The organism is Caballeronia sp. 11_S32, from assembly GCF_056930355.1.
This window is the reverse complement of the sequence record NZ_JBXOWH010000002.1, coordinates 261,219-275,582: the sequence shown is the minus strand read 5'-3', so window position 1 is coordinate 275,582 and position 14,364 is coordinate 261,219. Positions and strand designations below refer to the sequence as shown.

General features: G+C 61.5%; 11 protein-coding genes and 1 pseudogene. 5 read left to right on the top strand and 7 right to left on the bottom strand.

From position 1 onward, the window contains the following. Positions 1–620: 620 nt before the first annotated feature. The 5 genes from AC1Z32_RS09470 to AC1Z32_RS09450 all read right to left on the bottom strand — a co-directional run bounded on the left by AC1Z32_RS09470 (position 621) and on the right by AC1Z32_RS09450 (position 6,333). Positions 621–1,958 carry an AtzE family amidohydrolase gene (locus AC1Z32_RS09470; RefSeq protein WP_483478464.1) on the bottom strand — a complete coding sequence of 446 codons (1,338 nt, stop codon included), beginning with the start codon at positions 1,956–1,958 and terminating at the stop codon, positions 621–623. Continuing rightward, complete coding sequence (locus tag AC1Z32_RS09465) at positions 1,942–2,112, bottom strand: hypothetical protein (RefSeq protein ID WP_483478463.1); 171 nt, start codon at positions 2,110–2,112, stop codon at positions 1,942–1,944. The genes AC1Z32_RS09470 and AC1Z32_RS09465 overlap by 17 nt, the downstream gene beginning before the upstream one ends. After that, a complete protein-coding gene (locus AC1Z32_RS09460) occupies positions 2,109–3,452 on the bottom strand; it encodes an aspartate aminotransferase family protein (RefSeq protein ID WP_483478462.1) in 1,344 nt (447 codons plus the stop codon). The genes AC1Z32_RS09465 and AC1Z32_RS09460 overlap by 4 nt, the downstream gene beginning before the upstream one ends. 103 nt (positions 3,453–3,555) lie before the next feature. Beyond that, positions 3,556–4,872 (bottom strand): MFS transporter, encoded by a 1,317-nt coding sequence (locus AC1Z32_RS09455; protein ID WP_483478461.1) that lies wholly within the window; start codon positions 4,870–4,872, stop codon positions 3,556–3,558. 24 nt (positions 4,873–4,896) lie between these two features. Continuing rightward, on the bottom strand, positions 4,897–6,333 hold the full coding sequence (locus AC1Z32_RS09450) for an N-acyl-D-amino-acid deacylase family protein (protein ID WP_483478460.1): 1,437 nt from the start codon (positions 6,331–6,333) through the stop codon (positions 4,897–4,899). Positions 6,334–6,436: 103 nt separating this feature from the next. Here AC1Z32_RS09450 and AC1Z32_RS09445 point away from each other — a divergent pair, with 103 nt between their 5' ends. The 5 genes and pseudogenes from AC1Z32_RS09445 (at position 6,437) to AC1Z32_RS09425 (ending at position 11,830) form a co-directional block, all read left to right on the top strand. Next, positions 6,437–7,324, top strand: coding sequence for a LysR family transcriptional regulator (locus tag AC1Z32_RS09445; RefSeq protein WP_483478459.1), 888 nt, complete (start codon positions 6,437–6,439; stop codon positions 7,322–7,324). A gap of 717 nt (positions 7,325–8,041) precedes the next feature. After that, positions 8,042–8,938, top strand: a pseudogene (gene hisD, locus AC1Z32_RS09440) (histidinol dehydrogenase); the annotation flags it as partial. Positions 8,939–8,991: 53 nt separating this feature from the next. After that, a complete protein-coding gene (locus AC1Z32_RS09435; RefSeq protein WP_483478458.1) occupies positions 8,992–9,315 on the top strand; it encodes a ProQ/FINO family protein in 324 nt (107 codons plus the stop codon). A gap of 487 nt (positions 9,316–9,802) precedes the next feature. After that, positions 9,803–10,954 carry a porin gene (locus AC1Z32_RS09430; protein ID WP_483478457.1) on the top strand — a complete coding sequence of 384 codons (1,152 nt, stop codon included), beginning with the start codon at positions 9,803–9,805 and terminating at the stop codon, positions 10,952–10,954. Between the two features lie 486 nt (positions 10,955–11,440). Further along, positions 11,441–11,830 carry a hypothetical protein gene (locus AC1Z32_RS09425; protein ID WP_483478456.1) on the top strand — a complete coding sequence of 130 codons (390 nt, stop codon included), beginning with the start codon at positions 11,441–11,443 and terminating at the stop codon, positions 11,828–11,830. 488 nt (positions 11,831–12,318) lie between these two features. On the opposite strand, the gene gpmA is transcribed toward AC1Z32_RS09425, so the two are convergent. Both gpmA and eno read right to left on the bottom strand, forming a co-directional pair. Then, complete coding sequence (gene gpmA / locus AC1Z32_RS09420; protein ID WP_483478455.1) at positions 12,319–13,068, bottom strand: 2,3-diphosphoglycerate-dependent phosphoglycerate mutase; 750 nt, start codon at positions 13,066–13,068, stop codon at positions 12,319–12,321. Next, complete coding sequence (gene eno / locus AC1Z32_RS09415; protein ID WP_483478454.1) at positions 13,068–14,363, bottom strand: phosphopyruvate hydratase; 1,296 nt, start codon at positions 14,361–14,363, stop codon at positions 13,068–13,070. Before eno ends, gpmA begins: the two co-directional genes overlap by 1 nt. Between the last annotated feature and the right edge of the window lies 1 nt (position 14,364).

The following is a 14,364-nucleotide window of genomic DNA, read 5'->3' as shown; positions in this document are numbered from 1 at the left end:
ACATCTGACGTGGGTGGCGTGCAAGGGCAAAGCCGGGAGCGCTTTTCTGATCAATGAGCTCGTGCGCCGTGTACTTAACGTATTACGTTCAGGACGCAGGCTACGGTGACACTGATGTCGTCGTGTATGCGCGCGCCAAAGCGGCGCTTGAACGCTGCTTGCAGGGATTACCTTGATTTCCGTGTCATTTCCGGGTTAGGGCGCTCTAGCTCTGACAAGGCTTTGCCTTCCGTCGCCAAATTAATAGTGTTCAAAATCAGAGGCTTGCTGTCTACCCGAAAACGCCTCGAGGTGACACTTCTACGCACGCTGATCTGCGGCAAGCGCCTTGCATCTTGGGCCAGGCTCGGAAGCAGTCTGCTTGCGTAGCGTCCGACGCGAAGAATGAAAATCCCGCGCAGGTTGATGCCCTGCAGATGCGTAGGCGCAATCCTCCTGAGTTGCTCGGCTCCAGGTGATTCACCTCCAGAGGCGTGCAGCACCTCCAGCGCATGCTGCGTGTGCGTCGTCATCAAAATGGCTTTGACAACAGATCAACCGGAAAACGCCTTTGACGCGTACGCGTCGTGTAGCACCGCTTTCGGTTCGTCGGAGGCCTCGAAGGCGCGAAAGTCGGTTGCTCATGCTTCGGTCGATGTTCGTTGGGTGTCGCCCAAAGCTTGCCCGATGCGACGCGCTGCCGCGAGACACGTAGCTTCGTCGAACGGCGCGCCGATCAACTGGACGCCGAGCGGCATGCGGCCTTCGCCAATCACGGGCGCGGCGACAACAGGCAGGCCCGCGAATGAAATGGGCTGCGTCAGCAGGCCGAGATGCTTCGCCGGTTCGAGTGTGTGTGCACCGACCAAGATAGTCGTGTCGGAAAAGCGTGGTGCGGAGAACGGCGTGCACGGCGCGAGCAGGATGTCGAAGTCGCCGAAAAGGCGCGACATGCGCGCGCGAAAGCGCGTCTGATAGCGCAGCGCGCGGGCGTACCACGCGGCCGGCGTCAACGCGCCCGCGAGCAGGCGCGTGCGCAGGCGCGGCGATACGTGTTCGGCGGGTGCGTCGAGCAATTTCGCGTGGGCGGCCGCGACTTCGACGTTCGAGATGATCGTCGCGGCCCCGCGTACGAGCTGCATCTCGTCTTCGGGCATGACGATGGTTGCGTGCGGCCCGAGGACCGATGCCGTTTGCATCACGGCGTCCCACGCTTCGCGCGATGCCCAGGTTTCGAAGAAGCCGCCGAGCACAGCGACTCTCAGTGCGCCGAGGCGTTGCTCCGCTGCGTCGCCGGCGAGTACCGCGTACAGCGCCGTGAGATCATCGACGCCGGGCGCGAAGCCGCCGATGCAATCGAGCGAATCGGCGTAGGCGAGCACCCCGCGCTTGCGCAGGCGCCCGAAAGTTGGCTTGATGCTCCACACGCCGCACAGCGCGGCGGGCGCGCGAATGGAACCGTTGGTGTCGCTGCCGAGCGCGAGCGACACGCATCCCGCCGCGACGGCGGCGGCCGATCCGCCCGATGATCCACCCGTCATGCGTTCGACGTCGTGCGGATTGTGCACGTCTCCAAAGTGAGGATTCTCTCCGGTCGCGCCGCACGCGAGCTCGTCCATGTGCGTCGTGCCGACGAGTACCGCACCCGCTTTTTTCAGCGAGGCGACGGCGTCGGCATCGCGCAGGGCCGCAGGTGCGTCGAGCCGTGCGCGCGAGCCCGCGACTGTGACGTGACCTTCGATATCGAACAGGCTTTTCGCGGCGAACGGCACGCCGGCCAGCGGGCCGGGATCGACGCCTTCCGCGACGAGTTCGTCGATCCGCTGCGCGCTTTGCATCGCCTGGTCCGAGAACACGTGATGGAACGCGTTGATCGCGGGATTCGCGCGCTGGATGTCTGCGAGCGCCTCGCGCGTCACGCCGACGGCCGAACGCCGCCGTGCGCGTACGTCCGCGGCGATCTCAACCGCGCGGTTCATCGCCGGATTCCGGTTCGGTCTCGGCGAGCGCGACGGCAAGTTGCGCTGCGCTCGCCTGCATCGTGTCGAGCAGCGCCACGACGCCGGGCAGCAATGCGTCGGACACGTCGATGCCAAGTTTCGCCGCCCATGCTTTCAACGAAGCGTCGCTCATGCGGCCTCCGCGCCGATAGTGGTAAGCGCGCCGTCGATCGCATCGGACAGGCGCTCGACGATCGTCTCGATCTGCTCGCGCGTCGTGATGAACGGCGGCGCGATGAGCACGTGATCGCCGATCCGGCCATCGACCGTGCCGCCCATCGGATAGACCATGAGGCCGCGCTTCATCGCCTCGCTCTTGATGACCGCGTGCAGCTTGTGCTTCGGATCGAACGGCGCCTTGCTCGCGCGATCCTGCACGAGCTCGACGCCGGTGAAGAGACCGCGCCCGCGTACATCCCCGATGAAAGGATGATTCGCGTGCCGCTCGCGCAACGACGCGCGCAGTTGCTCGCCGCGCGCCTTCACGTTGTCGAGCAGCTTGTCTTCGGCGATGACCTTCTGCACTTCGAGCGCAGCGGCGCACGCCGTCGCGTGACCGATGTACGTATGACCGTGCTGGAAAAACCCAGAGCCGCCGACGATCGTATCGAAGATGTCGTTGCTCACCAGCGTCGCGCCGATCGGCTGATAGCCCGCGCCGAGTCCCTTCGCGATGGCGAGAATATCGGGCGATACGCCGTCTTCCTCGCACGCGAAAAGGTAACCCGTGCGGCCCATGCCCGACATCACTTCGTCGAGAATCAGCAGCACGCCGTATTTGTCGCAGACCGAGCGGATCTTGCGGAAGTATTCGCGCACGGGCGGCACCGCGCCCGCCGTCGCGCCGACAACCGTTTCCGCGACGAATGCCGCGACCGACTCCGGACCGAGTTCGAGGATCTTCGCTTCGAGTTCATCGGCGAGACGCTGCGCGAAGGCTTCGTCGGTTTCGCCCGCTTGCTGCTCGCGATACGCGAAGCAGGGCGACACGTGATGCGCTTCGATCAGGATCGGCAGGAACGGCTCGCGGCGCCACGCGTTGCCGCCGATCGCGAGCGCGCCGAGCGTGTTGCCGTGATAGCTCTGCCGGCGCGCGATGAAATGCCGGCGCTCAGGCTGGCCCTTCTCGACGAAATACTGGCGCGCGAGCTTGAGCGCGGCTTCCATCGCCTCGGAGCCGCCCGACACGAAGTACACGTGGCCGAGATTCTTCGGCGCCGCTTCGACGAGCCGGTCCGCGAGTTCCTCGGCCGGTTCCGTCGTGAAGAAGGACGTGTGCGCGTAAGGCAATTGCTGCACCTGGCGCTGAATGGCTTCGATCACGCGCGGATGGCTGTGACCGAGGCACGAGACGGCCGCGCCGCCGCACGCGTCCATGTAGCGCTTGCCGTTCGAATCGATGATTTCGATGCCGTCGCCGCGCACGGCGACGGGAAGCGTGGCGCGCGGCGCGCGATGAAATACCGTGGTCATGGTGCCAGCCCTCGAAGTGCGTGCACAACACGCGATGTATGATTCCGACTTCACAAAAACATCTGTTGTCAACATTACGCACATCGACAACGGCTTCGGCAACTCATTGCGCCGCCTTGATGTAGCGCGCCGGAATCGCGAGGATCAGCAGTGCGGCGAGAAAGAGCGTGACTGCGAGCAGGGCGACGCCGACCGTCGTGCTGCCGGTGAGATCCTTGAGAAAGCCCATGATCGAGGGCCCAACGAAGCCCGCGACCGCCGCGCCGACGTTCACGAGTCCCGCGCCACCCGCCGCCGCCGTGCCCGCGAGGATGCGCGACGGCAGACTCCAGAACATCGCGAGCGTGCTCATGATGCCCGCGACGGCGACCGTCAGGCACGCGACCGCGGCCACCGGTGCGCCCGCCGCCGCCACGCTGCCGATCAGCGCGATACCGCCGACGAACACCGGCACGGCGGTATGCCAACGACGCTCGCGCGTCTTTACGGAATGCTGTGCGTTGAGGACCATCGCGGCCGCCGCGACGAGGTAGGGAATCGCGCTGACGACGCCGATCTCGAAGTTGGAGAGATGGCCGAGCGCCTTGACCATCGTCGGCATCCAGAAGACGAGGCCGTAGTTGCCGACGTTGTAGAGAAAGGAGATCGCGCACAGGAGCCACAGCGTCGGCTCTTTCAGCGCGGGCAGCAGCGCCTGTTTCTTGTCGGACGATTCGCGCGCCAGTTCGCTTTTCACTACCACGAGCTCGTCGCGCGAGAGCCACTTCGCGTCCTCGATGCGATTCACGACCACGCTGAACAGCACGAAGCCGAGCACGACGGCGGGCAAGCCTTCGACCAGGAACATCCACTGCCAGCCGTGCAGGCCGAGGCCGCCGTGCGTCGCGTCCATGATCCATCCCGACAGCGGTCCGCCGATGATCACCCCGAGCGGCATCGCGAGAAACAGCAGCGACATGACCTTGCTCAGGCGAAACGACGGAAACCACAGGCTGAAGTACGCAATCACAGCCGGAAAGAAGCTCGCTTCCGTCAGGCCGAGCAGGAAGCGCAGTGCGTAGAACGTCGTCTGGTTGCGGGTGGCGAGCGTCGCGATGGAGACGATGCCCCACGCGATCAGCGATCCGCCCAGACACGCGCGCACGCCGAGGCGCTTCACGAGAACGCCGGCGGGCACCTGGAGCAGCAGGTAGCCGACGAAGAACAGCCCCGCGCCGACGCCGTAAGCGGCTTCCGTGAGATTCAGCTCGCTCATCATCTGCAGCTTGGCGAAGCCGACATTCACACGATCCAGATAACCGAAGAAGTAGCACAGCAGAATGAGCGGGATGACGCGCTGCGTCACCTTGCGATACACCGCGTCGGCGGTATGCGGCTGATGGGTGGCGGTTTGCGACGTCGCTTGATGGGGAGTGGCCATGTCGGTCTCTGATCGGCTGATGGTTTATCGAGAAATCTTGCGCAGCGCGCGTCCCGGCCTCGCGCCGGTGGGTTTGCCATCTGCAAAGACCGGCACGCCGTTCACGATCACGTGTTCAATGCCCTTCGGCTCGAGCGTCGGCGCGTCGAACGTCGCGCGGTCGATGACTTCATCCGGATCGAACACGACGAGATCCGCGAACTGCCCTTGCGCGACATGCCCTCGTCCTTCGAGGCCGAACTGCTCGGCGGTGAGGCCGGTCATCTTGCGCACCGCCGTCTCCAGCGGAAACAGCTTCAACTCGCGCGAGTAATGGCCGAGCACGCGCGGGAACGTGCCCCACAGACGCGGATGCGGCGCGGTGTCGTTGGGCAGGCCGTCGGAGCCGACCATGGTTTTCTCGTGGCGGAAGATGCGGCGCACGTCCTGCTCGTCCATCACGAAGTAGATCGCGCCGGCTGGCTTCAGGTCTTCGATGGCGGCTTCGATCGAGCCGCCATAGAGCGGCAGGATGTCCGCGAAATCCTTGCCCGCCAGTTCCGGACGCTTCGTGGACCACGCGAGCATCACGCGCGACGACTGGCGGATGCGGTCGGCGCGCAGCATCGTCGATGTCGCCGGATAGGGATGGCAGTCGAGGCACAGCGGCTGGCGAGCGCTCTGTGCGTCGATGAGCGCGAGCGTTTCCGTCGAGCGACCGTGATTCTCCTTGCCCGCGACCTTGTGATGCGACAGCACGAGGTTCGCGCCGACCGCTCGGCCGATTGCGAAGGCTTCTTCCATCGACGGGATGATGTCGGCGGTTTCGTCGCGCAAATGCGTGGCGAAGACGCCGGGGTAACGTTTGAGCGGCGCGCAGACATCGATAAGTTCCTGCGTGCTCGCTGCTGCCGCCGGCGGATAGAACGTGCCTGAAGACACGCCGAAGGCGCCGGCTTTCATCGCCTCCTCGACATCGGCTGCCATGCGCGAGCGTTCTTCGCACGTGGCTTCGCGGGCGAGGTCGTTCATGTGGCGCACGCGCAGCGTCGAATGGCCGACGAGCGCGGCGACGTTCACCGCGGCGGGCGCACGATCGATGGCGTCCAGATAGGCCGCGAAGCTGTCGTAGGCGAAACGCGCCGGCACGCCGAGTAGGTCGAGCGGCTGGGGAATCGCATCGGCGCGCAGGGGCGCGAGACTGATGCCGCAGTTGCCAGCGATCACGGTCGTCACGCCCTGGACGACTTTGGGCGTCACATCGGGATGGGTGAGGACGAAGGCGTCGTCGTGCGTGTGGCTGTCGATAAAGCCGGGCGCGACGATCTTTCCCGCGGCGTCGATGACGCAATCCGCGCTCCCCGCCGACAGGTCGCCGATCGCCGCAATCCGTTCGCCACTCACCCCGACATCGGCGGTAAAGCGGGCGCTGCCGGTTCCGTCGATGATTTCGCCGTTTCGGATGATCAATTGAAAGTGCATGAGTATTGTCCTGCGGTAATGACTTTTTGTTTCAGTCACAATGCTCGTCGTCCAAAATAGGCGAGTCCAATGCCGGTTTTTCAGGGATTCATGCGAAACAGCTATGAAAGTCGAGAATTCAGAGCTTGAGGCGTTCGTCGCCGTGGCGGAGCTCGGCAGCTTCCAGAAGGCGGCCGATCGCCTCCATCTGACGCAGCCGGGACTGTCGCGGCGCATCCAGAAGCTGGAGCAGGCGCTCGGCGTAGAACTGTTTCACCGGACAACGCGCAGCGTCGCGCTGACGGGTGTCGGCCGCCAGTTTCTACCGATGGCGCGGCAGCAGATTTCTCAGCTCGGCACGATGCTGTCGTCGATTCGGGAGATTGCGGAGAAGCGCTTCGGGAAGGTGCGGCTCGCGAGCATTCCGACCGTAGTGAATCGCGTGCTGCCCGATGTGCTGCGGCTTTACGCGGAGAAATATCCGCAGGTCGGCGTGCAGATCTTCGACGGCAATCACGACTTCGTGCTGGGACAGGTGAGGGCGGGACTCGCCGAGTTCGGCATCAGCCTCGATCCCGGTGACGACGAGGATCTCACTTTCGAGCCGCTGCTCACGGACCGTTACGTGCTCGCCGTGCATCGCGGGCATCCGTGGGCGGAGCAGGAGAGGGTCTCGCTGAGCGATCTCGCGGGGACGAAGCTCATCATCGGCGGGCGCGACAGCGGCAACCGGCTATTGCTTGAGATGCTGCTCGGGCATGAGTCGATCAGTCTGCGATGGTTCTACGAGGTCGAACACATCTCGTGCGTCGTCGCGCTCGTCGATGCGGGGCTCGGATGTGCGATCGTGCCATCGCTCGCGGTGTCAGCGCACTTCGCGCCGAACATCCGCGCGGTGCCGATAGCGAATCCGGAGGTGCAGCGCTCGATCGGCATCGTGAAGCATCGGCATGTTTCGATGTCCTCGATCGCCGCCGATCTGTGCGAGCTGCTACGGGCGTCGTTCGGCTAGTTAAGGATAGCCGTGATTCTGATGCAGTGTGTGGCAAGAACGCGAGCATCGACTGACCGATGCTTTACCGAAGATGAGGAGCGGCCCCTCGAAGTCGGCTTGCGGGAGCAGGATTCAAACCGCCACAAGCTGCGTGGTTAAGAGCCCCGTGGTGAGCGTTGTTGGAAAAGTCGGGGTTAGCCCGGCAGGTGGGAGTCAAAGAGACGAACGTGAGTGAACCGCTGATGACGTGTTGCATGCTCCGGGACGAGTTTGGGCGATTCCTGCTGACGGCCCATTCGGCATCCGGCATAAAGGCGGCGTGACTTTGACTCAGGCTTCGGTAAGGAACTTGGGAACCGCATATTCGGGCAGGTAAATCGCCTGGGGCCGAGCAGCTCCGAAGGATTGCGCCGACGCATCTGGAGGGCACCAGCCCGCGCGGGACTTTCGTAAGTGACTCGTACTCGAAGACTCGCATCTGCGAGCGGCATGCGACTGGTCTAACAACCGCTGCTTCGACGCGCACAGTGCGTCAGACTTGACACTGCGGGCGCAACAGCAGTGCGTCACATCGATGCGTCACATCGCGTCATATTGATTGGATATGCGAAATTGCCTTCCGATACTCGGCGAAAGAGAATTCTTCCATCCAAATAGATATTTGGAGCGGTCAGCCCACCTCGCATTTGGATACTTCCCGCGATGTGGCTTCTAGTGCTCATGGAGGAGTCTGTTGTGATTCGTTATCTCAAGAGAAGCAGGCCTGTTGAAGTTCAGGCAGAAATCGCCAACCAGGTTCGCGATACCGTCGAAAAAATCATCGCTGATGTTGCCAGGAATGGGGACGAAGCAGTCCGCGAATACTCGAAGAAATTCGACAATTGGGCGCCGGCCTCGTTTCGGCTGACCGACGAGGAAATTCAGGCATGCGTCGCCACTCTGTCGGAGCGTGAACTCGAAGACATCAAGTTTGCGCAGGCGCAGGTTCGTCGATTCGCCGAAGTGCAAAAGGCTTCGCTGCACGACGTCGAAGTCGAGACGTTGCCGGGTGTCATCCTCGGCCACAAAAACATTCCAGTGAATTCTGTAGGCTGCTACATCCCCGGCGGCAAGTACCCGCTGCTCGCATCGGCTCACATGAGCGTGCTAACTGCGAAGGTGGCCGGTGTGAAGCGCGTCGTGGCCGTAGCTCCGCCGTTTAACGGGAAGCCGCACCCCGCCATCATCACGGCCATGCATCTCGCCGGCGCTGACGAGATCTATTGCGTTGGTGGCGTCCAGGCTATCGCGGCGCTCGCGAACGGAACCAAGCAGTTCCGACCCGTGGATATGATTGTCGGGCCGGGCAACGCTTACGTCGCAGAGGCAAAGCGCCAGCTCTTCGGCAAAATCGGTATCGACCTCATCGCGGGTCCGACGGAAACGCTTGTCATTGCAGACGAATCGTCGGACGTCGAAATCATTGCTGCCGACCTGCTCGGCCAGGCAGAGCATGGCGTGAATTCACCGACGGTTTTCCTGACCAACTCCAAGGATCTGGCCGAAGGTCTGCCGGCTGAAATCGAACGCCAGTTGGCAATTCTGCCGACTGCGCCTGTCGCATCGGTGTCGTGGGCCGACTATGGCGAGATTGCTTATAAACGCGGAGTAGTCTCGTTGAATCGCTAAGGTTAATCCCGTTAGCAATGCGACGAAGCGTCAAGCTTGGGATTCTCAAGGACGTGCTTGCCCGAGCGGCGTCGCTTGGACTGAGCGAGCGAGACGCTCGTAACGGCGTGAAGCTCTGGTGCCGCGGCCAACGCTATTGGAGCTGTCTCGTCGAAGGTAGATGTGCGCGTGGATCTTTCCGGCGCAATCACTGGCGTTGTCTCCGCTGTCCGAAGCAGAGTACAGCACAAGTCAGGAGAAGACTCGGCTCGCGCGCAGGCGGGAGCAGATTGCGAAAAATCGGCATGGTCGGCCGCGATGACCGACAAAACGCCTTCAATCGCATGCTAACTTTGACATAAAAAGAATGATCGATTGTTATATATGTGATTGATTCATAAGATATTTTCTTCGCTGCCCCACGGCAAAGCTGTGCTCCGCCAGAGGGGAATTCCCTAGGCTGACAGAAAACGGGCCTGATGATTAAATAAATCACTATGATTTAGTTAATCATGGTGGCGGGTGAACTGCTGTTTGGGGCACTCAAATCGTACGGACGGTGGAAGCGACAGCTTCGCGTCACTTCGCCGATGCGACGGACATAGTAGAAGTGGTCAAAAGGCGGGCGAGGCTGCGCAAGGTGCCGCGTTTGTTGGTGAACCTTATTGCTGTTCCGACTGCTGATCTACCCGAAGTTCGCAATCGGGTGCGGCCGTGTTTAGACGTCTACGTAGTTCGAATACTTAATATAGGTGTACGAAATATATAAACAACGCGGTCCGGGGCTCTTTCCCCGATCGTATGGTGGCAACTTGTCTTAATTTTTTTGACAGGATTTGGAGGGAAAAGATGAAAAGGACTATTCTGGCAGCGTCGATACTGGCGTGTGGCGCTGCGGCTCACGCACAAAGCAGCGTCACGTTGTATGGTCGTCTCGACGCGGGACTGGAATATATGTCGGGTGTTCCGACGGCACCATCGTCAGGGGGGGCGGCGGCGAGTTCGACGCATCGGTTCCGTGCTGAAAGCGGGAACTGGGGCACAAGTCTTTGGGGTATGAAGGGCGCCGAGGATCTCGGTGGCGGCAACAAAGCCGTATTTCAGTTGGAAGGTAGCTTCAACACGATGACCGGTGCCGGACCGGGTGGCGGAGGTCTCTTCAATCGATGGGCGACAGTCGGTATCGCGAATCCCACCTACGGTACATTCCTCCTTGGTCGCGAACTATTTATCTCAAATGGCCTCTGGGATTTCGATCCGATGGGTCAGTCCAGTTGGTCGTCCGCGTCCCTCGTGCGGGGCCGAAACTGGCCGGCGTCGAGCAACAATATCTCGTACCAGTCGCCCAAGGTTGCCGGATTTGACTTTTACGGCCAGTATTCGCTGTCAAACGCGACGAACTGGAACGGCAACGGCACAACGCCGCAAGGTCGCGAAGCAGGTGCCCAAATTACCTATACCAATGCGCTTTTCCAGTTCCGCGGACTCTACGACGAGATCCGTAACCCGGCCAACGGGTCGCTCTATGGCGCGACACTGGACCCGGTCAACACGGCAAACGCGCCGGGTGGCGTGTTCTCGGCGTCCCGCGAGTACCTGGCGGCGCTCAATGTGTTCCTGGGTCAGTTCAAAGTCCAAGCCGCCTATCAAGCAACCCGCTCGTCGGGCGCGACGAACGTGTTGCCAGGGCAACCCACCACCCTGGACCAGGAATGGGGCGGCCTGACGTGGCAAGCAACGCCTGCAGCGGCAGCGATCGCGGCTGTCTATCATGTCAATGGAAACAACGGCGCTGGGAACGCAACGATCTATACGGTCGGTGGCTCGTACAATTTGTCGAAGCGGACCTTGCTAGATATTCAGATTGCAACGGTACGCAATAGCAAGGCGGCGAATTTTGGCCTGAATGCCAACAATCCGGGAACGTCGGTCGCAACAGACAACCCGCTACCCGGTCACAGCCAGTCGGGAGTCTACGCTGGCATCCAGCACTCGTTCTGAGGTTCTGCTTAAACCCGCGACATGATATTACTCTGCTCCGAGAGGCGCGTATTGGTGTGGCTGCCCGAAAGGAGTCACACTTTTTTCCCCGACGTCGTCAAGGTCGAGGCGTCAGCACGCGAACATCAAGGATAAAGCACGATAGTGCGCACGGTGGTAGCGAATTGTTATGTGACTTCAGTCGACGCGCGTTCAAGCGGTGCACGAGCGCTTTGGTGCATGAGAGTCAACAGATCAGTAGATAAGGACTGCATTCGAGTCAGGCAAGCGACCAATCCTGCAAGACGTTGAACCGTGCGGAGAAACACAACATTTAGGGCAGTGCGTTTCGCTGCCTGCTAAGAACTTGTAGAGACCAGCGCTGAACAGTGACCGCCAGATACCGAAGTCGACTTCGTGACAGTCGAGGAGCCGTGCCAATGGAAGTATTTATCGCGCAATTGGTGAAGCAGCGTTCCAAGGCGTCTATTCAATGATGCGTTTTTGATGCTCGGCTGGCTGAGTGTGGTCTACCGGAATGTGTCGCTGAAGGCCCCAATCTGGCCAGTAGGAAACGGCGTCTCGGCGGTTGACACCGCGCTCATGCTGACCGCATCGAACCTTCTGATGGGCTCGCTGATCCGCAACCCCACGCTTCCCACCGGTCGTCGATCCAGTTCGCTCCCGGAAGTGCCACTCGGCGTGTACGCGGTGACACGCCACCCGATGATGCGGTCGTTCGCACAATCCGTGAGAACTACGCCGCGGATTTGCGTCTTCTACGAGATCCCCAGCGATCGCGGCCTCATAGCCCATCTTCCGCGACAATACCAGCCGAGCGCACCGGACCGCTCGACGACACATCGAGTCTCCGCATCGAGCGCGTACCTTCGCTGACGCAAGGCGCTTATCCGATCTTCAAATCGTCGAATATTCGACATCGTCATCTATCGCGAGACGAGAACTCGTCCCAACGACACAGTGTGGTGAACGTGCGGTCGAATTGGAAAGAGTCTAAAACGTCCACCCAGTAAGGCGCGGCGCGCGACACAAACACAGATGCCTCGAGCACAGTATGCGTCGCGGGAGGGCCGTTGTGAATTTCTTGGACAAGCGTTGAAGAGCGCGGCAGGCTAAACCTGCCGCGAGCAGAAGGACTCAACTCGATGCAGGTGGAGAAGAGATCAGATGGGTCACGATCTTCTGTTCGACCGACAATGTCGGCATGATGGTGTTCGGCGCGTCGCTCGCACGCCGAGTTTTGTCGTGGCGGCGGGCGCGGTCCTTGGAATCGCGTCATTGATATCGGCTCGCATGAGCTTGGCTTTACGATTATTCACGAAATTCTATTCTCCCGCTTGGGCTAGTGGGTTGCACGTGTGCGCTTACCGCTGTGCGCCGCCTTGCGCGGCCACTAAGCGCATAGCAGTCTCAATCGCTGCGGCGTCACCCAGGTAGCGGTGACTGCGGCCCTTGAGCGTGTCGTTCAGTTCGTAAATCAAAGGCTGTCCCGTCGGAATGTTCACCTCGACGATGTCTTCGTCCGAGATGTCGTCGAGGTACTTCATTAGAGCGCGCAGACTGTTCCCGTGTGCGACGATGATCACCCGCTTGCCGGACTGGACGGCTGGTGCGATGGTCGAATGCCAGTAGGGGAGGAAACGTGCCACCGTGTCCTTGAGGCATTCGGTCCTTGGCAGCGCTCCCGGCTCGAGATCGGCATAGCGCGGATCGTCTACGCCGATGCGCGGGTCGCCATCGGACAACGGCGGCGGAGCGATGTCATAGGCGCGGCGCCAGATCTTAACCTGGGCCTCGCCGTGCTTCGCGGCGGTTTCTGCCTTGTTTAGGCCTTGCAGTGCCCCGTAGTGGCGCTCGTTGAGCCGCCATGAGTGATGTACGGGAATCCACATTCGATCCATTTCTTCCAGCACAGTCCACAACGTCTTGTTGGCACGTCGGAGCATCGACGTGAAAGCGATGTCGAACTCGAAGCCTTCGCTGCGTAGCAACTCGGCGGCGGCTCGGGCCTCGGCCAGTCCTTTCGCGGTGAGGCCCACATCAGCCCAACCCGTGAATCGGTTTTCCTCGTTCCAGATTGACTCACCGTGGCGTAGCAAAACGATCGTGGACATTAGGCACCTCTCAGCACGGGAAACGCGGCGCGACCGCCGTAGACCGCATCGGAACCGAGTTCGTCCTCGATCAGGAGCAGCCGGTTGTATTTGGCCACACGATCCGAGCGACATAGCGAGCCGGTCTTGATCTGCGTCGAACTCGTTGCCACGGCCAGATCGGCGATCGTCGTGTCTTCGGTTTCGCCTGAACGGTGCGACACCACGGCAGCATAGCCGGCGTGGTTGGCCATCCTGATCGCCGCCAGCGTCTCGCTTAGCGTGCCGATCTGATTGGGTTTGATGAGGATTGCATTCGCGACGTGCTCCTCGATGCCGCGTTGCAGGATTGCCGTATTGGTGACGAACAGGTCGTCCCCGACGAGTTGGACTTTGCGTCCCAACCGCTCGGTCAGCAGCTTCCAGCCGGACCAGTCGTCTTCCGCCAGACCGTCTTCGATCGAGAGGATCGGATAGTGTTCAGCCCAGTTCACGAGCAGCTCGACGAACTCGTCCGAGGTGAACGATCTGCCTTCGGACGCCAGCTTATAGCACCCGTTGCGGTGAAACTCCGAGCTCGCGACATCGAGGCCCAGCCAGATGTCAGTGCCCGCCTTGAAGCCAGCTTTCTCGATCGCGCCCAGGATCACCTCAATGGCGGCATCGTTGGACGGAAGATTCGGCGCGAAGCCGCCTTCGTCGCCCACCGATGTGCCGAGCCCATCGGCCTGCAGCACGCCCTTGAGCGCGTGGAACACTTCGACGCCCTGGCGCAGTGCCTCCCTGAAGCTCGGTGCGCCCACGGGCAGGATCATGAACTCCTGGATGTCGACGTTGTTGTCGGCGTGTGCACCGCCGTTGATGATGTTCATCATCGGCACTGGAAGCTGGAGCGATGCGTCAGGTTCGGAGGCCAGATAACGATAGAGCGGTTCGCCACTCGCCTGTGCCGAGGCTTTCGCCGCTGCAAGCGACACTGCAAGGATCGCGTTCGCTCCGAGACGCGACTTGTCTTCTGTGCCGTCGAGTTCAATCATGCGCTGGTCCAGCCCGGCCTGATCGCCCGCATCGAAGCCAAGCAGTGCCGATCGCAGCTCGCCATTTACGTGATTCACCGCGCGCGTGACGCCCTTGCCGCTGTAACGCCGCGGGTCCTGATCGCGCAGTTCCAGGGCTTCGTGGCTGCCAGTGGATGCACCTGAGGGCGCGGCCGCGTAGCCGATGGCTCCGCCTTCGAGGGTTACCGAGGCGGCAATGGTGGGATTGCCGCGCGAGTCCAGGATTTCTATCGCACGGATGTCGTTGATCTTGTGCATG

Bases quoted from the DNA above. Each gene is read 5' to 3' on its own strand.
- AC1Z32_RS09445 (WP_483478459.1), top strand. From the start codon at position 6,437: ATGAAAGTCGAGAATTCAGAGCTTGAGGCGTTCGTCGCCGTGGCGGAG.
- AC1Z32_RS09435 (WP_483478458.1), top strand. From the start codon at position 8,992: ATGCGACGAAGCGTCAAGCTTGGGATTCTCAAGGACGTGCTTGCCCGA.
- eno (WP_483478454.1), bottom strand. From the start codon at position 14,363: ATGCACAAGATCAACGACATCCGTGCGATAGAAATCCTGGACTCGCGC.
- gpmA (WP_483478455.1), bottom strand. From the start codon at position 13,068: ATGTCCACGATCGTTTTGCTACGCCACGGTGAGTCAATCTGGAACGAG.
- AC1Z32_RS09450 (WP_483478460.1), bottom strand. From the start codon at position 6,333: ATGCACTTTCAATTGATCATCCGAAACGGCGAAATCATCGACGGAACC.
- AC1Z32_RS09430 (WP_483478457.1), top strand. From the start codon at position 9,803: ATGAAAAGGACTATTCTGGCAGCGTCGATACTGGCGTGTGGCGCTGCG.
- AC1Z32_RS09460 (WP_483478462.1), bottom strand. From the start codon at position 3,452: ATGACCACGGTATTTCATCGCGCGCCGCGCGCCACGCTTCCCGTCGCC.
- AC1Z32_RS09470 (WP_483478464.1), bottom strand. From the start codon at position 1,958: ATGAACCGCGCGGTTGAGATCGCCGCGGACGTACGCGCACGGCGGCGT.
- AC1Z32_RS09455 (WP_483478461.1), bottom strand. From the start codon at position 4,872: ATGGCCACTCCCCATCAAGCGACGTCGCAAACCGCCACCCATCAGCCG.
- AC1Z32_RS09425 (WP_483478456.1), top strand. From the start codon at position 11,441: ATGCTCGGCTGGCTGAGTGTGGTCTACCGGAATGTGTCGCTGAAGGCC.
- AC1Z32_RS09465 (WP_483478463.1), bottom strand. From the start codon at position 2,112: ATGAGCGACGCTTCGTTGAAAGCATGGGCGGCGAAACTTGGCATCGAC.